Genomic DNA, 20,543 nt, shown 5'->3' with positions numbered 1-20,543 from the left:
ATAGGGAACATCGAATAATGAAACGCATACAACCGCGTTGGCAATGGAGCACCCTGAGTTGTGCACTGTTTAGTTTTATCTCCCCAAGCTGGGCGGCTGACACGATTAGCGATGCCACAACAAACAGCACGGTTGTTCAAACAGACCCGGTACAGACACTGGCAACCCTAAAATTTCAAGCAGCGCCCGCCCAGAGCAAAGATGCCGATATCAGTGCTGTAGCGAAAACCATTGTCACGCGTGAAGAAATGCTGCAATTTGGTGATCAATCCGTGAATGATGCCTTACGCCGTGCCGCCGGTTTTCAGATGCCCACACCGGGACAAGGTCCACGTGGGGGTGGCGGTGCTTCAGCTATGCGTTTTCGTGGCGGTGGTGCCCCGGTATTTTTAATCAATGGTGAACCGGTTCAAGGTGGCCCACGCGGTGGCATGTCGGTTGTTGACAGCATCACGCCAGACATGATCGAACGGATTGAAATTACAAAACAGCCAAGTGTCGCTCAGGCTTCTGTGGCATCTTCCGCCGTCATCAATATTATTCTGAAACAACCCTTGGATCATGCCCGCATCAGCGGAACCATTCGTGCAGGATATGGTTTGGCAAAATCTGACCAAAAAGAAGAGGAACGTAAAAATATCAGTGTTCAGGCTGATGGCCGGGATAATGCCTGGTTATACAGCCTATCTGCCAACCAGATGTGGAATGACACCACTTCGATCACCCAGACCCAAAACAGCAGCCAAACCCGCGAACAAAAGCGTATTACCGAACGCAAGTCGCAAATGCTGGCACCCCGTGTTGAATATGAACTGGATGACCAGCAGAAACTGGTTGCCGAACTGTTCTATCGCAATAATGAAAGTGACGGCAGCCGTGGCGATCAGACGCAAAATGACAAGAATGACAGCATCCGTTTAAATACCCGTTATGAACGTAAAGACAAGGATAATTCCGACAAAATTCGTCTTTCAGTAGAACAGCAGAACGAAACCGAATCGACCCGGTCACCGCTCTTCAGCAGCTATACCGATGAAACCATCCATGAGTATGGTGTGGCTTATGATGGGGTGCGTAAGTTTGATGAAACCCGACAACTGAAATTTGGTAGTGATATTCGTTCGAGTGAACTTGAAAGCAATATTACCGATACACTCGATGAACAGCGTTATGCGCTCTATACCGAAGGCAGCTGGAAGTTTACAGACCGGCAAACCGTGACCTTGGGTGCGCGTCAGGAATGGATTCATCGTTCAGGACTTGTGGATTATAGTGACCAGCACTTTAGTCCTGTTTTGGCACACCGCTTTGATTTTGATGATCACTGGTCATTACAAAGCAATATCAGCCAGGCATTCCGCAGTCCTAAAACCGACCAGCTGTTACCTACGGTTTCTGTTTCTACCGATAGTGATGCCGGCAGCCTGAACAATCCGGATCGTGGTGGAAACCCTAATTTACGTCCGGAAAAAATAACCGCCTTTGAATCCACCTTGGGCTACAACACTCCTTCTGGCGGTATTAATATTACGGCGTTTCAACGTGAAATTGAAGATTACATTGAGAAAGTGATTCGTCAAGAAGGTTCGCGTTTTGTAGAACGCCCACAAAACCAGGACAATGCCACCACCTATGGGGTTGAAATTGCTGCTCGTTATGCCTTAAAGCAAACTGAAAATGGGCATGCATTGATGTTGAATGGTCAACTGTCGACGGTACGTGCAAAAATTGAAGAGACCAATCATCAGCAACGTTTAGCCAGTGATGTGGCACCTTATACAGCCAGTGCCGGTTTATCTTATAACTATCAACCTTGGCGTCTTTCCAGCAGTGTCAATCTGAACTATGTTCCTGAATTTACCCGTGCCCTAGATAACCAGCCCTATGACCGCACCAGTAATGAACGGGTCAATGTCGATATCAGTGTGAGCAAACGCTTTGATAATGGCTGGGCAACGACCTTGAGTGCACGCAATATCTTGAGTACAGATTATAAAGAACGTTTAACCAATCAATCTGATAGCAGCCTGTATGAATCACGGGTCAATCAGGCCATTCCAAGTGTACTCCTCAGTGTAGAAAAAAAATTCTAAACGGGAAGATAAAAACCGGTGCCAGTCACCGGTTTTTTACATCCAGATAAGGGTTATATTTATGCTCAGCGGAAAAATTTAATCTTCTGGCCGTTGCCAATTTTCTATGATTTCTCAACCAGTCAGGATTTTTAGCTTTACCCTATCGCCGCCCTCAAAACTGATATTCGGGCTTAAATATCAATCCGATGCTTAGGGCTTTTTAATGGTTGATCACCTGAATATGATTCAAACATGCTAAAGTTCGAGAACCTCTTATACATGGTTTGCAAGATAGCCTAGATATGAGTAAACGATGCATCAAAAATAGACAATCGGGCAATATTTAATAAAAAATTATAAAATTCAAAAACTTAAAATGGTAGGTATTTGGTAGGTAGGATTTTTTTCAGCTTCATTCGATACTCCAATTACGGTGAGAGTCACCGATAATATAATGAATGGTAGAAGGAATCGCACCATGGCTTTTAAAAATATTGCAGATCAAACCAACGGTTTTTATATTCCCTGTGTTTCACTTTTCGGCCCAGGCTGTGCCAAAGAAATTGGAACAAAAGCGCAAAATCTAGGTGCCAAGAAGGCATTGATTGTGACTGATGCAGGTTTATTCAAATTTGGTGTCGCAGATACTATTTCAAACTATTTAAAAGATGCTGGCGTTGACAGTCATATTTTTCCGGGTGCAGAACCGAACCCAACCGACATTAACGTACATAACGGCGTTCAAGCCTATAATGAACAGGGTTGTGATTTTATTGTTTCTTTAGGCGGTGGTTCATCACATGACTGTGCTAAAGGTATCGGCCTAGTGACAGCGGGTGGCGGTCATATTCGTGACTACGAAGGGATCGATAAAAGCACTGTACCGATGACACCGCTAATTGCGATCAATACCACGGCAGGTACGGCTTCAGAAATGACCCGTTTCTGTATTATTACCAATACCGATACCCATGTAAAAATGGCTATTGTTGACTGGCGCTGTACCCCATTGATTGCCATCGACGATCCTAAACTGATGATTGCCAAACCAGCCAGCTTAACTGCGGCAACCGGTATGGATGCATTGACTCACGCTGTTGAAGCCTATGTATCAACTGCAGCCAATCCAATTACCGATGCCTGTGCAGAAAAAGCCATTACCATGATTAGCGAATGGCTTAGCCCGGCTGTTGCCAATGGTGAAAACCTGGAAGCACGTGATGCCATGAGCTATGCACAGTATCTTGCAGGTATGGCTTTTAACAATGCATCTTTAGGTTATGTTCATGCCATGGCGCATCAGCTGGGCGGTTTCTACAATCTGCCACACGGCGTTTGTAATGCCATTCTGCTTCCGCATGTATCTGAATTTAACCTGATCGCCTGCCCGGATCGCTATGCGAAAATTGCACAGTTAATGGGAGTCAACACTGAAGGCCTGACGGTAACTGAAGCTGCATTTGAAGCCATCAATGCCATTCGTCAACTTTCTGCTTCTATTGGTATTCCATCTGGTTTGGCTGAACTGGGTGTCAAAGAAGCTGATCTTGCTATCATGGCAGAAAATGCGCAAAAAGATGCCTGCATGCTCACCAACCCACGTAAGGCTAGCCATGCTCAAGTGGTCGATATCTTTAAGTCAGCATTGAAACCTAATGCATCGGTAGTCGATTTTAAAGCAGCAATGTAATACCTCCCTGTAAGTCTTCTATCCAATTCTTTGACTTACACTTTTAGCAACCCATGTTCGCACTTCGTCAAGAAGTGCGCCAAGAAAAGAAACCATTTCCCTTTTCCTGGCTGATCCTGTGTCCTTGATGACAGGATAAGAACTGTGGTTGCTTTTTTTTATAAAAATAATTCAATTTGACAAATTAGCACTCATCATGAAGGATAAGAGAAAACAAATTCTTCTCTATGAGTATAAAAATGAGCAATGGCAACACCGCCCCACTTTATCAACGCGATATCTTAGGCCCAGGTTATGAACAGGCCACTTTAAATTTCCCGGATGATTACGAAGGTCAGGTTACAGCGACCTTAGTCAGAAAAAAAGCCGACCAAACCACATCCAAAGCTGTGTTATATATTCATGGCTTTATTGATTATTTCTTCCAGACGGAAATGGCAGAACAGTTTAACCAGCATGGTTTTGACTTTTATGCACTCGATTTACGTAAATATGGCCGCTCCATTCTGCCGCATCAAAAATATTATAATGTGCGTGAAATTGCCGAATACGATGCTGAAATTACCGAAGCCTTAAACATTATAGGCGCAGAAGGCCATGATGCCATTTTACTTAGTGGCCATTCTACCGGTGGCTTAACCACCACACTGTATGCGGCACATCATCCAGAGCATCCTTTAATTAAGGCACTGTGGGTCAATAGTCCGTTTTATGATTTCAATATGAACCCGATCAAGAAAAAATTGGGCATTCCCAATTTAAGCCGGGTGGGTAAGGTTTGCCCGGATTTAAAATTTCCCAGTGAGCTGAACAAATGGTATGTTCCCAGTCTGCATAAAAATCTGCATGGCGAATGGGACTTTAATCTGGACTGGAAACCGCAGTCTTACCCTCTGGTTCGCTTGAGTTTTGTTCGGGCCATTTTTGAAGCACAGAAAGAAATCCATCAGGGAGTCAGCTTAACGGTACCCGCGTTGGTAATGCATTCAGATCAAAGCAAAAATCCAAAAAAATGGCATCAATATGCGCAAAGCAGTGACGTGATTCTAGATGTCAAACATATCGACAAATATGCCAGAAAAATCAAAGGTGATGTCACCATTGCTAAAATCAAGAATGGCTTACATGATCTGGTCTTGTCGGAAAAATCGGTACGCCAGAATGTCTATCTGCGGCTGTTTGAATGGCTAGAAATTAAAGGGCTGTAAATATATCTTACAGCTCTCAGGCATCCTTATATTTCAGCAGGGTTTGATGCACAGGGTGCGTTTTGGGCATGAGCTCAATCAGGCGCTCCACCGCATCAATCGCCTCAGGGAATCGAGCCACATGTTTTAGCAGCACATCGGTTTCATTGGCTTTAAAAATGGCATCACTTAAACGGGATTCCAGACAATCGCGCCAGGCACATAAAAAAGGACTTTCGGTTTTGGCTAGAAATACGCCAGTACACAGTTTTAAGGCCGAATCGATATAGCCGGCATCCAAAGACTGTTCTGTCAATAAAAAGTCAGCCTCTACATGTGCCAATAAACGATAAGGTCTGGAACCCAGCATACCGCCCAGTACATCACGCAACTGCGACATTTCCGCCTTTAAGGTACCTATACTGACTTTTCGTTCTCCGTATAAAGCCTGATGCAGAGTATCCAGACTTAAACCTTGCGGACATAATGCCAGGATGGTCAAAATTTCAATTTGGCGGGGGGTCAGAACCAGTACCTTGCCATTAAACAAAACCTGAGGCACGGAAAAAGCCCGGATAAACAGACGCTGCTTTTGGTATTCCAGCAAAGCCGATTGAATAATCGAAGCACAGCGTTCCGCTGCAAGTAGTCCCAAACTGTTATGCTTTTGCCAGGTGGTCGACAGGTCAATCACCCCTAACACCTGCTTGGAATAAGGATCAATAATCGGGGCAGCATAACAGACCCAATCATGAATGGAAGGCATATAATGTTCATTGGAAAACACACAACTCGATTGCTGGGTTTTTAACGACAGTGCCAAGGCATTGGTTCCAACCAGTTCCTCGCGCCATTGCCCGCCTTCAATAAAATGCACACTTTCTGCTGCACGCTGCATTTGTGGACTGGAGGCTGACCAGATAATGGTGCTACCGATATCCCCGACTGCAATTACCATCGAAGACTGTTCGGCAATATGCTTTAAATCCTGTGCGCAATGTTGCAAGGCATTTGCCAAAGCCGAAGGATAGGTTTCTTTTTGTAAGTGAACCAGTGGAGCAGCCAAGCGATCCTTGGGAATTTCGGCCGAGGATGAACGTTGCCAAGAACTCGCAATACTTTGACCCAGTTGTTCTGCATGTAAGGCAGATAAACTGCTACTTTGCCTAAACTGATCAATTTTATGCCTTTTTTGCATCAAATTTTGTTTTGTCATCATTCCTTATTCTCACAACAATTCATGATTTACATCCACTGTAATCGCTATTTTTTATGCTGGATTGAAAAGATTGTAAACCTTCTTGTATCCAACCTTTCTCCAACCTTATTCAGGTTATGCTAATCATATAATGTACACAAGTACCTTATATACCAAAGCTGTAGATACGGTTTTAAGACACTAAAATAAGCAAAGGAAATACATATGCGTTACGTCGATCCTAATCAACCTGGTTCAAAAGTTCAGTTTAAAGCCCAATATGAAAACTTTATTGGTGGACAATGGGTAGCGCCTGTCAAAGGAGAATACTTTGACAATATTTCGCCTGTAGATGGTAAAGCTTTCACCAAAGTTCCGCGTTCTAGCGTTGAAGATATTGAGCTTGCTCTTGATGCTGCACATAAAGCCAAAACACAATGGAACAAGTCATCGCCAACGACCCGTTCCAATATCCTGTTAAAAATTGCCGACCGTTTAGAAGCCAATCTGGAGCTTTTGGCAGTTGCTGAAACCTGGGATAATGGTAAGCCGATTCGTGAAACCCTGGCTGCCGATATTCCTTTGGCGATTGATCATTTCCGCTATTTTGCCGGCTGTATCCGTGCACAAGAAGGCGGCATTTCAGAAATCGATGAAGATACTATTGCTTACCATTTCCATGAACCTTTAGGTGTGGTCGGACAAATCATTCCGTGGAACTTCCCGATTTTAATGGCAACCTGGAAACTGGCACCAGCTTTGGCTGCAGGTAACTGTATTGTTTTAAAACCGGCTGAACAGACACCTGTCAGTATTCTGGTACTGGTTGAACTGATTCAGGACCTGTTGCCTGCAGGTGTATTAAACATTGTGAATGGTTATGGCGTTGAAGTGGGCCGCCCATTGGCTACCAACCCACGTATTGCCAAAATTGCATTTACTGGCTCAACAGCTGTCGGTCAGCAGATCATGCAATATGCCACCGAAAATATTATTCCGGTAACCTTAGAGCTAGGTGGTAAATCACCAAACATTTTCTTTGAAGATGTTATGGCGCAACAAGATGACTACCTAGAAAAAGCACTGGAAGGCTTTACCATGTTTGCTCTAAACCAAGGGGAAATCTGTACCTGTCCATCACGTGCTTTGGTTCAGGAAAGTATTGCAGACCAGTTCCTGGAACTTGCAGTAGAACGTGTGAAACGCATTAAAACCGGTCATCCACTCGATACAGAAACCATGATTGGGGCACAGGCTTCTCAAGAACAGCAAGACAAGATTTTGGGATGTATCGCAACCGGCCGTGGAGAAGGTGCTCAACTATTGACGGGTGGTGAAGCACGCCATGAAGTTGGCCAAGGTTTCTACATTGAACCGACCATTTTCAAAGGCACCAATGACATGAGAACGTTCCAGGAAGAAATTTTTGGACCAGTACTCGCAGTGACCACCTTTAAAGATTTTGATGATGCCATCAAGATTGCAAACGATACCATTTATGGTTTAGGTGCTGGTGTCTGGTCACGTTCAGCGCATACGTCATATCGTGCAGGCCGTGCGATTGAAGCAGGTCGTGTATGGACCAACTGTTATCATATCTACCCTGCACATGCTGCATTCGGTGGTTATAAAAAATCAGGTATTGGACGTGAAAACCACAAGATGATGCTTGATCATTACCAGCAAACCAAAAACTTGCTGGTGAGCTATGCCACCAAGCCAATGGGCTTCTTCTAAACAGAACGTTGTATCAAATATCTCAAAAGCGAACTTCGGTTCGCTTTTTTGCTTTAAATTGCAACCGATCAACAGAGAAATCTTCATTTTTCTGACTATTCAGGCTAAATTGCTATGATTCCTTCTCCATGAAAACAAAAGCATGATAACTATTCCTTCAGACTTTCCTGACACCATTTATGCCATTCAACATCTTGCCTTTGAAGACCTGGGGGCATTTGAAGATGTCTTTTATCAACTCGGTTTTCGGGTGCGTTATTTTGAAGCCGGTGTAGATGATTTAACCAAAGCATTTCAGCATAAAGGTTTGACCATTATTTTAGGTGGACCGATTGGCGTGTATGAAACAGATGACTACCCTTTCTTACAACAAGAAATAGACTTACTAAAAGTTCGCTTAAAAGAAAACTTGCCAACTTTGGGTATTTGTTTAGGCGCTCAACTGATTGCTCATGTCTTGGGTGCCAAAGTGTATGCAGGCCATCAAAAAGAAATTGGCTGGAGCCAACTCAGCATTACAGATACTGCAAATAATCTGCTTGAGCCATTAACTGGAACTGCTGTATTGCACTGGCATGGCGATACCTTCGATTTGCCTGAACAGGCTACATTATTAGCAGGTTCAGAGATTTATCCTCATCAGGCATTTTCTGTGGGGAAAAATATTCTGGCCTTACAATTTCATCTTGAAGTGGCCCCAGAAAGTCTGGAAAAATGGCTGATTGGCCATACCTGCGAATTAAGAAAAGCTAACGTTAATATTCCGGCTTTGCGAGCCGACAATCAACGCTATGCCACTGCATTAGCATTGCAGGCACAGGCTGTATTGCAGGCATATCTCAAACAAATTTCAGCAATTTAAAGTAAAATTTCAATCAATAAAAAAAGCACCCTCTCAAGGGTGCTTTTTTTATTAGCCAATTCAGGCTTATTTTTTCGCAGGAACTGAAGCTTCAGTGGTAATGTTTACCGTGATTTTATCACCCACATTTGGTAGGTTATATTTTATTATATAAAACAAGTAATTACATAACATTGGTGTAGACTTGGTGTTTTTATTAAGTTATCCACAGGTAAATGAGAGCTTATTAATTCTATTATAACCTAAAAAAAGCCCTCACTTAGAGGGCCTGTTTTTAATTATCTTGAGCTGCAAACTTTAAGTTTTCAGCAACCCGATTGGTCCAGCCTTTGCCATAGGTTTTGAAACTGTCCAGGCTTGTATAAAACTTTAACCGCTCAGCAGTCAGTGAGAGTAAAACATCATTCAGATCTTGAGCGTTTACGGCTTCAATAGTTTTTGGCCCGATCACACCATCAGCAGTCACACCTACCGCTTGCTGTAATTCTTTAATGGCCCGACTTCGACCCGCATTAATCGCAAAGTCCCAAAGCTGGAATGTGATAGCTGAATGCAGACCATGACCGCCGAGCTTATCCCACCAGTCCTTTTTATAAATTTCTTTGGCCTGCTCAAGCGTCAGGTTTTTTATATCAAGGTTTGGGTAGGTATTTGCAGCTAAACCGTACTTTGTGCCTTTTAAGGTTCCAACACCAACTTTACCAAGCGTCCAGTTCCCTGGATCTCGACTGTCTTTTGAGTAGCCACCCTCATGCCCGATCAATCGACGGAATGCTTCATCAAAAGTAATCGAATCAGCAGGCAACTTTGCAAATCCTAAAACGGTTGGTTCTGGGTGTAATTCAGGCTGGTATTTCTTTTTGCCGAATAATGCCAGTGCCGGTAAAACTACAGTCAAAAGCATAGCGTGGAATTGTGGCGGGATGATTTGTGTATCAATGCCCTGTTGTAAAATTACTGGTACGATGCCAAGGATAAAAGCACCCCATACCGGAAGTTTTACGGATAAATATTTCATTGGATTATCAGATGTAAAGCTCATTTGTTGTCATCCCGATGGCTTTGAATAATCGCCATGTCTTGTTTGAGTTGATTAATAGAGTTGATTGACCACGTACCACCTGAAATAGCGAGACCAAGCACAATCCCAGTCACCCACTTGAGCATTGAAATGGCACCTTGTGCTTTGTTGTTATCTTGCTCAAGAATTTCGACTTTTGCACGCTGTTGATCAAGTGCCTGGTGATACCCCTTATTGATTGCATTTGCCTCAATCAGCTGCTCAGATACCTTCTGCAACCGATCCGACACTTCGTTTAGTTTTTTCCAAAGTGATGCACTCGGCTCATTCACTTTTGCCCCCTATTTTTTGGCAATAAAAAACCCTGATCTCATTAAAGGTCAGGGTTAGTGGTAGTTTGTTGTGTTTAAAGTTGGGTGATGATGTTTTTCAGTGAATCAACAGAATTAGCCCCATCGATCTGCGCCTGAATATCGGCATACTTATCGCGAATCTCTGCGCGTTTAGCTTCTGCCTGCTCCGACATTGCTGGAATAGTTGAATAAATATCCAGTGGGGCAAATTCTGCTGCTCGTGCTGTTCTGCGCTTCTTGTGCGTAATATCTTTTGCTTTTGAAATGTCAACCTGAATCATGCGCCCACCCCATCGGTTAAAATTGAATCATCTATAGTCCATGCATCACGGAATGTTCGATCTGTAGGGATTTCTGAGTCTTCCACGATTGCAAAAGGTAGACCTGTTGGCACATCTTTCAATGCGATTTCATTAATTGTCATGTGCTTGAGTGCTTCAGGTGTTGGGGTGATGATTGAAACACCACCATTTTCATTTCTATAAATAATTTTCATCTAATAATACCTACAAAAATATTTGCATAATCACCATATGACGATGCTCCTGCATCTCTAATACCCGTTACAATAGATAAACTGGAGGTTGTTAATACACTTGGTGTATAAAAAACAGGTGTTCCATTTCCTACTGATGGCAGTATTATGGAAATCAGGGGGGCATAGTTAACATCTTGCATTGCAGTAGTAAAATTAATGGTATACTGGCCAACACCATTATCAGTAATACTGGATACGTTACCACTTGCCCTAATAGTTGGCGTACCTGTACCGTTGAAATTTACCCATGCACGGCATGCATAAGTTGGTGCGTTACCCGTAGCATTAAGGTGGTTTTTTACACCAGCTAACAGTTTTTTTGGTGTAACTGCTCGCTCGTCATCGGTTCCAGTATTCACTTCATCTTGAGTGGCTAATTCAACAACCCCTAATGCCGTTTCAGTTGCCTTTGGGATTGCTGTATTTGGTAATGTTGGAAGATAAATTGGATCAACTTTCACATTCTCATTGAGTGGCGCAATACCATTCGCAAAGCCTTTTTGATCACCAATCGATGCATTCACATAAACATCAATCTGCTCACGCACTTCGGTTAGTTGAGCCACACCATCATTAACAGTTTGCTGGAATGAGGTGAATTCAGACTGTGTGACATAACGTGAAATCTGATCAATGTCATCAACTAAAGCGTCATTGCTATCTAAAATGCGTAGACGATAAGCGCCATCACCCAGGAAGATTTTAGCTTTGCCATTTTGGTCAAGGGTAATCGGGTTGGGGTTTGCCACTGTTCCAGCCATAGTAGTGTATGTGGCTTTATTGGTCGTTGTTCCAGCAGCATAAGAATAAACCTTGCCGCCAGCTAAAGGCTTTCCATCTGGCCCAAAACACTGAAAACTGACGTTTGTTGCTAATGTTGCCATATCAGCTCCATTAAAAAAGCCACCTAAATTGGTGGCTATGTGGTTTAAATTTGGTGTTAAAAAAGCACCCTAGGGTGCTTTGGTTGATTAGTGTTGTTAATTTATTTCAATTTCTTTGATTAGTAATTTATTTCCTCTTGATATTTCAAATTTTACCTTTCCTGATGGTAGGTTGTTAGAAATATTGATAAATCCATCAACACCAGCTACAACTCGGTCATTAATTTTTAAGACTAAATCTCCGGGAATGATATTCCCAAAATATGCTGGAGAATTATCTACCACAACACCAACCCTAATACCTGTGTTTTGACCAAGCATTTGCTTGTCTAGGTCAGTTAAATCAGATGGGTGGATACCAATCTTTGGCTTAAATTTAGCTAAGTATATGGTTGTGTATTCTGTAAAACTTGAAGTTACTGGAATTAATTCTGTTTTTGATCCGTAGGTTGTGGTTGTTGATGTTCCATAGATATTATTAAACCCTATATTGCCGCCATAAATGTTATGGTTTGAGTTGGTTGTGGATGTTGAATTTATTGGTGTGCTCATTGGAATAATCCTAGTTGATTTTCCCGCATCTTTTTTATTCAACAATACTATTTGTGCACCAACAGCTTTGGCTTGCTTCTCAATATTAATTATTTTTTGAGATCTTGATTGAGCAATAAAATTTGATTTACCTACAGGCAGATATCCAATCCTAATGAATCGATTTAATTCATCCGGGTTGTCACTTATATTCACAATTTCAATTGGCTTGTTTGTTGGTATATAGGCTGGTGTATTTGTATTGGCAATACTCGTATAGTGTGTTGTAAAGTTATTTGCACAACCAGTAAGAGACACCATAAGCCATAATAAAGCTATCTTTTTCATAAAAACCCCCATTGTTATGAGGGATTTTATAGCATAGATTTTATTGCTTTGTTGTATTTGCTCCACCAATCAACCCAAGCTTAGTGAGTTGATCAATCAGGTTTTTATCGCCCTCACTTAACAGCATGTTATTCACAACTTCAGTGGATGCTTTTGCGTCACCAGTAATATTGGCTTTTAATGCTCGATTTACCTGAACTGAGTCAGCAACATCTTTAATTGGTGAAAGAAAAACGCGTATGCCTGGCTTATTGATAATCCCACCAAGGAAATTCATTAATGCTGCTGAGGTGTTTGAGTTATTCACATAAGAGTGGGCTGGTTGTGTCACTAGGTACTGACCAGCCATGCCGATATCCTTAATCCGCGCAACCTCGTCAGGTGTGAATAAGGTGTTGAGTCGACGATCCCCAATTGCATCAAGTGCGCGCTTCATACCTGCGGGGCTAAACTGCCCATTCTGATTAATTGATTTTTCAGAAATATGCTTAATCACCTGCCCTTTGATATCTGCCACCGATTGCGGATTTACATTATTAAGTAAATCCACAGTGCGCTGAATTTCATTCACATTGCCGTTCAAGAAATGCTTCTGAAATAACTTGTCCGGCTCAATACCTTTTATTGCATCTTGAAGTAGTGGAATTCCTTCAATTTGTTGGGCATTGAGCTTGTAGGCATTTCTTGCAGCTTGATATGCTTGCGCTGAATCATTACCGGTTAGGCTTTGCAATACTGTAGCTTGACGATTATTTAAAGCATCTCGAACAACTCCGATTGCATGGCTAGCGCTTGTCGGTTGCCCATTTTGCAAGCTTGCCTTGTACTCTCGATTCAAAACCTTAACAAGTTCCTCTGCTTTATTTAGCGTGAACTCTTGAGGCTTCTTCTCAATATCTTTGATAATCTTTTTGATGCCAGCCGGCAAACTGAGAGTTGCATAATTCTGCTCAAGTAGATCATTTGCTTCCTTAGCAAAAGATTCGCCATCCAAAACAGTATCATTCCCAGAGGCGTTTCGCGCATTTTCATAAATATCGCGAATCATGGTTTTCTTTTCAGCTTGCTGGACTTTCAGGGCATCAATAGCGCCACTTGCAGCACCATAAGCATCATTGGCCTTTCCACCTGTTTTAAGAGCAACATCATCAAGCAATCCAGCAAGCTGCTGATTATCATTGATAAGCTTTTGACGCAGTGGATCACCAGCACCTTGAATTTTTGCAAGCTCGGCTTGTTTTTGCCATAAAATTGGGTTGCCAGTAAGTTGTGCCTGAGTTGGTCGAATGCCAAGTCGATCAAATACCACTTTTCGAGCAATGGCTTCTTTATTTACCGCTTTACCTGATTTTAGTGCCGCACCAACATCTTTACGAAGCCCTGCAATAATGTCGTCTGATAAGTCGCCAATTTTGACATTACTTTGTTTTAATGCAATTTCGATCTGGTCATCAATAGCCTGATTAACACGAACTTGAGTTGCAGCCTTGACACTTGGAATGGTTTTTCGAGCAATCTTAGTCACACCTTCACCAGCCTTCTGACCTGCTGCTGCACCTAAAGCACCACCAACAGCCCCAGCACCCATGCTTTTTAGTCGCTCAGTATTGTTCTTATGAATGCCAGTAGCACCAATCAAGCCACCGAGCGCAGCATTTTTACCTAAAAATTCAGCACCGGCTTTAGATATGAGTTTTGCACCTGAAGGCAGGGTTCCGCCAGCTGCTACCAGCGGTGCAGTCATAACCATGTTTGCACCAATACGACCAACATCCACACCTTGATTATTGGCCTTGCGTACTGTGTTGTGAGCATCATTAATGTTCTTATAGGTCTTGGTCACACCTTCATAAGAATTGGTTGGTAGCTTAGTACCAGCAACCGCATTAACGCCCTGGTTGATCTTATCTTTAACGTATTGAGCACCTTGAACAAATGGCACACCAATATCAGCAGCACCAAGCAAAGCTGACTCCCATAATTGGGTTGGCCCTTGCTTCTTGAGTGCTTCCTGTTCACGTTTTTGGCGCGCTGCTTTGGTGTTGTCAAAAGGCTGGTAATTGCTTTTAGGTTTTGAATCAACAAACTTGACTCTTAAGCCTAGTTGCTGTGCAATTTCCTCTTGCTTATATCCAGCGGAACGGGCTTGTTTCACACTGTTATTAAAATCAGGAAGTTTTCGAAGCTCATTCCAGATCTCGGAATCTTTGTACCCTGCTTTTTTCGCACTTGCGATTTGACTTTGAATTTGTGAAGCCACATTAACCTCCGGCTATATCTCCCCATGCGACTAATGCAGGGCGTGAATCGGTTTGTGGTTGCTCCCCGGAAATTTCGGAAAACTTAACGGCTTTTGGTCGTTCTGGTTGCTGCAGCGAATCAAAACGAACCAGTTCAGGTCGTGATGTCTTTGCTGACTGTCCAGATATTTCTTTCCACGAGACTGCTTGTGGTCGCTGTGGTTGTGATGATGCACCAAGGAATTTATCGATTTCAGCTTGTGACCGCTTATTTTGAGCATACGGTGAGGATGGCAGTGAAGCCCACTCACTGCCTAACTTTTGAATTGCTGATTGATAATTGCCTTTCAGTACATCATTTAAAGCACCACGACCAGCAATCAAAGCAATAGCGCCTAAATCCTGATTTTGTGGCGAGAAATCCTTAAATCCATATCTCCGAGCAAGACCATTCCATGTGTCATTAAGGAATTGGTAGCGACCTGCTGCTGTTGTGTAGTTGGTCTTACCATCAGTCTGCTTAAATGCTTTTCGTACGTTTGGGTGAGCGGATAAATTATTTACCCGCTCATTTCCAAAAATCGTGTTGTAGCCATGCTTCACACCTTCGGCACTTGCAATAACATCAAGCATCTTTCGTACGTTTGGATTATTTGCATACTGCAATAATTGCTGATAAGTCGCCATATTTCACCTATTTAAAAAATGATGACAAAGCAGGGCGTCCACCAGCGCCAGAAGATGGAATTTGGTTTTGCTGCAATTGTCCAGATCGACTATTGATTTCACGATACTTGTTATTTAGTTGCTCAATGGTTTGTAATGCTGCAAGCCGGGTCTGAATTGGCTTGGTATCATCAGCCAGTTCACCAGCCATTTCACGATACATCTGCACATCCTTGTCAGACTGCGGACCAGACATTTTTGGCATTAATGCAACAAGCTGCCCAGATAAAGTTTTTAGCTGTGCTGTGGCTTTTGCTCCATCGGTTGAGATACCAACAGCTCTACCAAGGAAATCAACACCGGCACCAGCATAACTACCAGTCGCCTTTGGAAGCAGCTTTTTAACCTCAGGAAGAATAGTATCAACACGCTGAATGCGCATTGCCTCTTCATTTTGCGCTTGTGCTTGTGGATTATTGGTTTTATTGGATACCAACTGTGTGCCATTCGCATCTACTGCCGGTCGCGCAGTGCCATCTTTGTAAACAATCCAAAGCTTTCCATTTGCTTCTTTGATTTCGCCCTGCCCATTCTTGATTTCAGCCTGTTGCTGGTCAAACTCAAGACGCTGCATCTGCACAGCACGGTTTTCATCTGCCGTTTCCGCGGTTTTATCAATACCGTACTTCTGCACATTGGTTGAGCGAATATTATTATCTGTGGATGTGGTGTTATCCCGGATGTTATTACCTACAGCAGTTTGGTTATCCAAAACATTATCAGCACTTGTGAAAATGAGACTTGCTGGGTCTTTGGCATTCGCAAATGTCACACTTTGAGCATAAACCTTAACCTGCTCAGGGGTCATTACGCTGAGCAACTGGTATTGTTGTTGGTAGTCATCCTCACTAATAAGACCCACTCGTTTTGCTGCATCAAGACCAATAATCGCAGCCCCTTTGTCTCCGGTCATTGCTGCCTGCTGAACTGCTGACTGAATAGCACCAAGTTGCTTTTGGGAGTTTTCAAGTTTGAAACCGCCACCCTGCTGATTATTTTTGAATGCTTCACTATCAGTTTTACCAATCTCAGAAATATCCTTTTGCTGCTTGATTGCGGCTTCAATCTGAGCTTGTTTTTGAGCCTGTAGTTGCGGCATCACGTAGCGAGCGAATGGAGACTGTTTGCCAACTTCCAGCATCTTGTCTAGGTCACCACCTGTTTCCTTATAGATACGTGATAGCTCACCATCAGCCTTATTTTGAGTGTAAAACTGTGCAAGTTTAGAACCTTGATCAAGCATGCCCATCATGTCAGGAGCTTTGACCTGTAGCGGTAATGTGTAATCAAGTCCAGCCATTAGACCACTCCGTTATTTTTCATCATTGCATAGCTTGTTGCTAAACTACCAAGATTGTTTGCTGTGTTTGCCCAGTTATTTGCACTTGCAACCTGACCGGCGGCAATTGAGTTTGCGCCAGCCATGGTGTTATTTGCTACTGCTTGTCCAGTCTGCATGCCAGCATTACCAGTTTGAGCAGCTGCGTTTTGACCCATCCCAATAATATTGGACAGTCGATTGTATCGATTGGTCTGGTCTGCATTAAATCGGTTGTACGCATTGCTATACTCTTGACTTGCTGATTGCTGGCCGAAGTCTTGCAGGGCTTTTAGTGTGGCACCGCTTAATAAGCCACCTTTTGCCGCAGCACTGGACTGAATGGCATCCTGCCCCTGCTGTAGTCGGAATTGATAACTCGGGTCGCTGTAAATATCCTGTCCAGTATAGGTTTGGTTGAAATAGCCATTGGCACCCATCTGATCCATCATTTGAGAGAGTGATGTTGTACCAGCCTGTTTATATGGGTCTAAATCTTGACGAGTCTGGTCGTACATGTCCCATTGAATTTGACTTGCTGCATCTGCTGATGCTGCTTGTGTTTTTGCTGCCTTGCTGGCTTGTTTGCTTGAATAGGCTGATCCAGCAGCGCCAACTACTGCCGCCCCAACCATTGCTGCTGCCACCATATCAATCTCCTAACCATGTCGAGTAATAAGTCTCAACTGGCGTATATCCTAATTTTTCAAAAAGCCAAGATGCGTCTTTATGCATTTTTGAGCCAACAAACATGCGTTGAACACCGCGCTGCTTGAGTTGTTTCTCTACAAATTTAAATAATTGAAAACCAGCACCACCGCCACGATGCTTTGGAAGAACATAGAAGATATCCATCTGACACGTTAAGCAGGTCGAGTAATGCAATCCTGGTGCAATAAACCCAATAAAATAACCAATCAACTCGCCAGCCTTGCGAAGTGTCACAAAAAGCAACCCGCCTTGCTGCTCGGTGGCAACGTATTTATCAAACTGTGGTGAAAGTGGCACCTTGTCTTGATTGAGTGCTAATTCTTGATAATGGATCGGTAGTAATGGTTTTAGGTATTCAAGGTTTTCTTTAAAACTTTCAACATGTGCTGTAATCATTTTTTCACCTTGATGTCCACAACCATTGAAATTCGATCAAAGGCAGAGTTATTGATTACCTCATGCTCAAGCTTGTTGTTAAACCAAAACACATCACCGGTACGCATATCAATTTGCTCATCATCGGCACGCAAAATACAGCCTGGTGCAGACTGCAAAACAATATGGAATCGCGTGTAGTATTCAGTGTGCTCTGGCGTGTCTTTATGTGGGTAGATTTGTCCACCAGGTGCAATTTTATTAATCATCACCCGGCCAAGTCGCTCGCCTTGCACCAAAGCCATTAAGCCAAACACCAAAGATCGCGCTTCATGCAAAATATCAAATGCTGGGTAATTCACACTTTCGTGCTGATCAAACTGAGACTCACCACGTTTGTATTTTTCCAGTTCTTCTTCCTGATCAAATACGCGCTTTTCTGGGAAACGAAGCATAATTGATTCAATTTCACCGAACGGCCCCTGCGGGTAATCACGGAGATAAGTATCTTCTTTCCATAAATCTGGTCTGCGCTTAATTGCTAAAACTAATGCATTCACATCTGCCGATGGTAAAAAATGGAAGTGCTTCATATTAATATCCGTTTAGCTTGTTGATTGCTGTTGCTAAGTCCGCAAAAAATAAAAGCCAGACTTGTGATATCTGGCCGTTAATCATGATGGGTTGATTAATTGGGGGTTCTAATTTTTTCATCGTATCCTCGCTTTGGCGCCTGTAATCACAAGTCGCACCGGATCACTCATTCGAATTCGAAAGACACGCCCGAAAGACTGTCCAAGCCTGCGGAAAATCACTCGCTTGCCATACTCACCAGTTTTACCTAGTGACTGCTGGCGACTAAGAGACCATGTTCTGCCACGATCATCCGACCAATCCACAATGATTTGTGGATCGATATCAGATGACTGCCCCACTTGAGCAATTAGCTCTAACTCGTCAAAAATCAGTCTTGAGCCATGTGGATTCGTGACTGGTGTAATTCGCTCTCGTAGGATTGCAGCACCATCATCGGTTTGTGAATTTGGTGTGAGTTGATAAACCTTGCCATTCAACCGGTCACCAACAAGATGCATATTCATAAAGAAGCTGTAGCCTGTCGCTCGGTGGTGCTCATGTTTATTTGTTTCGGAGTTGTAGTAACTGCGTTCATGCCACATTCCGGTCATTGCATCAAAGCACCAGGTCTTTTTGGCCGTCGGGAATGTCATTAATAAAAATGAATGTCCGTGCTCTTGGTATGCAAATGAATAAGCATCATCAATTCGTGAGTATGAAGCGATTTCATATTCAATAGCGTGATTTGAGATTCGTTGTGCCTGATAACCTTGCGTCATGATAATCTGACCACGACCAGCATCCGTCTGAGTAAGCCAAACAAGACTTGTACCAAACTGACATACCGAGTCTTCAGCAATACAACCGATCGGCAGAAATGCACCGGACATGCGCTGAAATGGCATGTTTGCATCGCCGGTACTCGACCATATCTCAGTCGTCTTTTCACCAATGATCCAGAGCTGTCCGCTATTTGTCACGGTGCGAACAAGATTGTCAGATTTGGTTTCTGCGGTGGCGTAATTTAGTGCTGTAGTATTTGTATTGAGTAGGTCGGACCATTGAATCTTTCCGGACTTTGGCACAGTCCAGACAAATCGAGAATCCAGCACAGTCACATCGGATGCGCCAAAAAACTCATCGCCTGTTATTTGTGTGAGCGAATTATTTGCAATGGTGTATTTGTATGTGCTGCTTGCCACAAGCATGACATGCAGCGAGTTATCAGCAAAAGTAACTCGGTTTACACCGGCAATATCACCAATTGTTAAGATGGCTCCGGTTTTATCAATGGTGTAAAGCTTGCCACCAGCAACAACAAGAAGTCGATCAGTTAAGGCATACATACCTCGGATTGACCCGGTTGCAAACTCATATTTTTTAATAAGTCCCGGTGTTGGTATGAGCGCTGAAACCTGTGGAGCATTTCCGCTTTCAACAACCTGTGGGTATAAATTTATTGTGCGCTGGCAATCAATCGACCAGTCTTCAAGATGGTAGGATTGGCCTACAATAGGAATATCAATCACATTCATAACGACCAATCCCCACCGGTAAATCGTTCTTGGCGTAAAGTGGAGTCACATTACTACGTTTAAGCATCTCAACGGCTTGTCGCTGATTTAGTAAAAGCATTTGCGTAGGCTCAACACCAAACATTGGTGCAAGCTCTGTGGCTAACGTGAGAATCAGTGGTCGCTGATAATTACTGGGCACAACTAACTCATCCTGAGCAACAAGTCCAGATGGAAGTGAGTAAACTTTAAGTTTTAATTCAGTACCAGTTACTAATACATTGAATGTCCAGTTTGGTACACCAACCGAGTAAATGACCTGTGCATTACTCTTGTTGTTTGTATCTCGAACCAGTGTGATTTCTTCACCATCGAGAAATGCTTTATCTGCCACACCTTGAATATCAGCAGTTACATCAGCAAATACTGGTCCGACTGTATATGAGCCAATATTAGATAATGGTACTACAACATCGGTGGATTTATAGACATAGAGTTTCTGTGTAGCCCACTGCGCAAGCAATCCTTCTAATGTGATCAAGGCATCTGCAAGCTCATCACCCTGTACACTTTCGCCAGCAGCAAGAATTCCAAGTTGCTTAAGCGACATTTCAACAATTCTGCTGACTAGCATTTTTCATGCTCCATTAAAAAACCGC

General features: G+C 43.0%; 20 protein-coding genes and 1 pseudogene. 5 read left to right on the top strand and 16 right to left on the bottom strand.

Annotated features, from left to right (window positions below):
- Positions 1 to 17 precede the first annotated feature (17 nt).
- The 3 genes from GTU69_RS03315 to GTU69_RS03305 all read left to right on the top strand — a co-directional run bounded on the left by GTU69_RS03315 (position 18) and on the right by GTU69_RS03305 (position 4,973).
- Positions 18 to 2,093, top strand: a complete 2,076-nt coding sequence (locus GTU69_RS03315; protein WP_166168073.1) for a TonB-dependent receptor — start codon at positions 18 to 20, stop codon at positions 2,091 to 2,093.
- Positions 2,094 to 2,553: 460 nt separating this feature from the next.
- Complete coding sequence (locus GTU69_RS03310; RefSeq protein ID WP_166168070.1) at positions 2,554 to 3,765, top strand: iron-containing alcohol dehydrogenase; 1,212 nt, start codon at positions 2,554 to 2,556, stop codon at positions 3,763 to 3,765.
- Between the two features lie 239 nt (positions 3,766 to 4,004).
- Positions 4,005 to 4,973, top strand: coding sequence for an alpha/beta hydrolase (locus GTU69_RS03305; RefSeq protein ID WP_086195080.1), 969 nt, complete (start codon positions 4,005 to 4,007; stop codon positions 4,971 to 4,973).
- A gap of 16 nt (positions 4,974 to 4,989) precedes the next feature.
- Here GTU69_RS03305 and GTU69_RS03300 read toward each other — a convergent pair whose 3' ends face one another.
- The gene (locus GTU69_RS03300) at positions 4,990 to 6,171 is read right to left on the bottom strand and encodes a transcriptional regulator (RefSeq protein WP_166168067.1); all 1,182 of its coding nucleotides are present in this window, start codon (positions 6,169 to 6,171) and stop codon (positions 4,990 to 4,992) included.
- A 204-nt stretch (positions 6,172 to 6,375) separates the two neighbouring features.
- On the opposite strand from GTU69_RS03300, the gene GTU69_RS03295 reads away from it, so the two are divergent.
- Both GTU69_RS03295 and GTU69_RS03290 read left to right on the top strand, forming a co-directional pair.
- Complete coding sequence (locus GTU69_RS03295) at positions 6,376 to 7,887, top strand: aldehyde dehydrogenase family protein (protein ID WP_166168065.1); 1,512 nt, start codon at positions 6,376 to 6,378, stop codon at positions 7,885 to 7,887.
- A gap of 142 nt (positions 7,888 to 8,029) precedes the next feature.
- Positions 8,030 to 8,749: a glutamine amidotransferase gene (locus tag GTU69_RS03290; protein WP_166168062.1), complete on the top strand. Its 720-nt coding sequence runs from the start codon at positions 8,030 to 8,032 to the stop codon at positions 8,747 to 8,749.
- A 66-nt stretch (positions 8,750 to 8,815) separates the two neighbouring features.
- Here the strand turns inward: GTU69_RS03290 and GTU69_RS03285 are convergent.
- The 15 genes and pseudogenes from GTU69_RS03285 to GTU69_RS03210 form a co-directional block, all read right to left on the bottom strand.
- Positions 8,816 to 8,890: pseudogene (locus GTU69_RS03285) on the bottom strand (polyisoprenoid-binding protein); the annotation flags it as partial.
- Positions 8,891 to 9,023: 133 nt separating this feature from the next.
- Positions 9,024 to 9,539: a glycoside hydrolase family 108 protein gene (locus GTU69_RS03280; RefSeq protein ID WP_166168462.1), complete on the bottom strand. Its 516-nt coding sequence runs from the start codon at positions 9,537 to 9,539 to the stop codon at positions 9,024 to 9,026.
- Between the two features lie 248 nt (positions 9,540 to 9,787).
- Positions 9,788 to 10,102 (bottom strand): hypothetical protein, encoded by a 315-nt coding sequence (locus GTU69_RS03270; RefSeq protein WP_166168059.1) that lies wholly within the window; start codon positions 10,100 to 10,102, stop codon positions 9,788 to 9,790.
- A gap of 74 nt (positions 10,103 to 10,176) precedes the next feature.
- On the bottom strand, positions 10,177 to 10,404 hold the full coding sequence (locus GTU69_RS03265) for a hypothetical protein (protein WP_166168057.1): 228 nt from the start codon (positions 10,402 to 10,404) through the stop codon (positions 10,177 to 10,179).
- Complete coding sequence (locus GTU69_RS03260) at positions 10,401 to 10,619, bottom strand: hypothetical protein (protein ID WP_166168055.1); 219 nt, start codon at positions 10,617 to 10,619, stop codon at positions 10,401 to 10,403. Before GTU69_RS03260 ends, GTU69_RS03265 begins: the two co-directional genes overlap by 4 nt.
- The gene (locus tag GTU69_RS03255; protein ID WP_166167864.1) at positions 10,616 to 11,545 is read right to left on the bottom strand and encodes a hypothetical protein; all 930 of its coding nucleotides are present in this window, start codon (positions 11,543 to 11,545) and stop codon (positions 10,616 to 10,618) included. Before GTU69_RS03255 ends, GTU69_RS03260 begins: the two co-directional genes overlap by 4 nt.
- A gap of 96 nt (positions 11,546 to 11,641) precedes the next feature.
- Positions 11,642 to 12,424 carry a PDZ domain-containing protein gene (locus GTU69_RS03250; protein ID WP_166168052.1) on the bottom strand — a complete coding sequence of 261 codons (783 nt, stop codon included), beginning with the start codon at positions 12,422 to 12,424 and terminating at the stop codon, positions 11,642 to 11,644.
- Positions 12,425 to 12,464: 40 nt separating this feature from the next.
- The gene (locus tag GTU69_RS03245) at positions 12,465 to 14,684 is read right to left on the bottom strand and encodes a hypothetical protein (protein WP_166168050.1); all 2,220 of its coding nucleotides are present in this window, start codon (positions 14,682 to 14,684) and stop codon (positions 12,465 to 12,467) included.
- Between the two features lies 1 nt (position 14,685).
- Positions 14,686 to 15,351 carry a glycoside hydrolase family 104 protein gene (locus tag GTU69_RS03240; RefSeq protein ID WP_166168047.1) on the bottom strand — a complete coding sequence of 222 codons (666 nt, stop codon included), beginning with the start codon at positions 15,349 to 15,351 and terminating at the stop codon, positions 14,686 to 14,688.
- 7 nt (positions 15,352 to 15,358) lie between these two features.
- Positions 15,359 to 16,690 (bottom strand): hypothetical protein, encoded by a 1,332-nt coding sequence (locus tag GTU69_RS03235; RefSeq protein ID WP_166168045.1) that lies wholly within the window; start codon positions 16,688 to 16,690, stop codon positions 15,359 to 15,361.
- A complete protein-coding gene (locus GTU69_RS03230; protein WP_166168042.1) occupies positions 16,690 to 17,358 on the bottom strand; it encodes a DNA transfer protein p32 in 669 nt (222 codons plus the stop codon). The genes GTU69_RS03235 and GTU69_RS03230 overlap by 1 nt, the downstream gene beginning before the upstream one ends.
- A gap of 1 nt (position 17,359) precedes the next feature.
- Positions 17,360 to 17,815, bottom strand: a complete 456-nt coding sequence (locus tag GTU69_RS03225; protein WP_166168039.1) for a GNAT family N-acetyltransferase — start codon at positions 17,813 to 17,815, stop codon at positions 17,360 to 17,362.
- Positions 17,812 to 18,387 (bottom strand): aspartyl/asparaginyl beta-hydroxylase domain-containing protein, encoded by a 576-nt coding sequence (locus tag GTU69_RS03220; protein WP_166168036.1) that lies wholly within the window; start codon positions 18,385 to 18,387, stop codon positions 17,812 to 17,814. Before GTU69_RS03220 ends, GTU69_RS03225 begins: the two co-directional genes overlap by 4 nt.
- A gap of 117 nt (positions 18,388 to 18,504) precedes the next feature.
- Positions 18,505 to 19,905 carry a packaged DNA stabilization protein gene (locus tag GTU69_RS03215; RefSeq protein WP_166168034.1) on the bottom strand — a complete coding sequence of 467 codons (1,401 nt, stop codon included), beginning with the start codon at positions 19,903 to 19,905 and terminating at the stop codon, positions 18,505 to 18,507.
- Complete coding sequence (locus GTU69_RS03210) at positions 19,892 to 20,518, bottom strand: hypothetical protein (protein WP_166168031.1); 627 nt, start codon at positions 20,516 to 20,518, stop codon at positions 19,892 to 19,894. The genes GTU69_RS03215 and GTU69_RS03210 overlap by 14 nt, the downstream gene beginning before the upstream one ends.
- Between the last annotated feature and the right edge of the window lie 25 nt (positions 20,519 to 20,543).

This window comes from Acinetobacter sp. SA01, from assembly GCF_011319235.1.
In the GTDB taxonomy this organism is placed as follows: domain Bacteria; phylum Pseudomonadota; class Gammaproteobacteria; order Pseudomonadales; family Moraxellaceae; genus Acinetobacter.
This window is presented reverse-complemented; position numbering and strand designations above follow the sequence as displayed.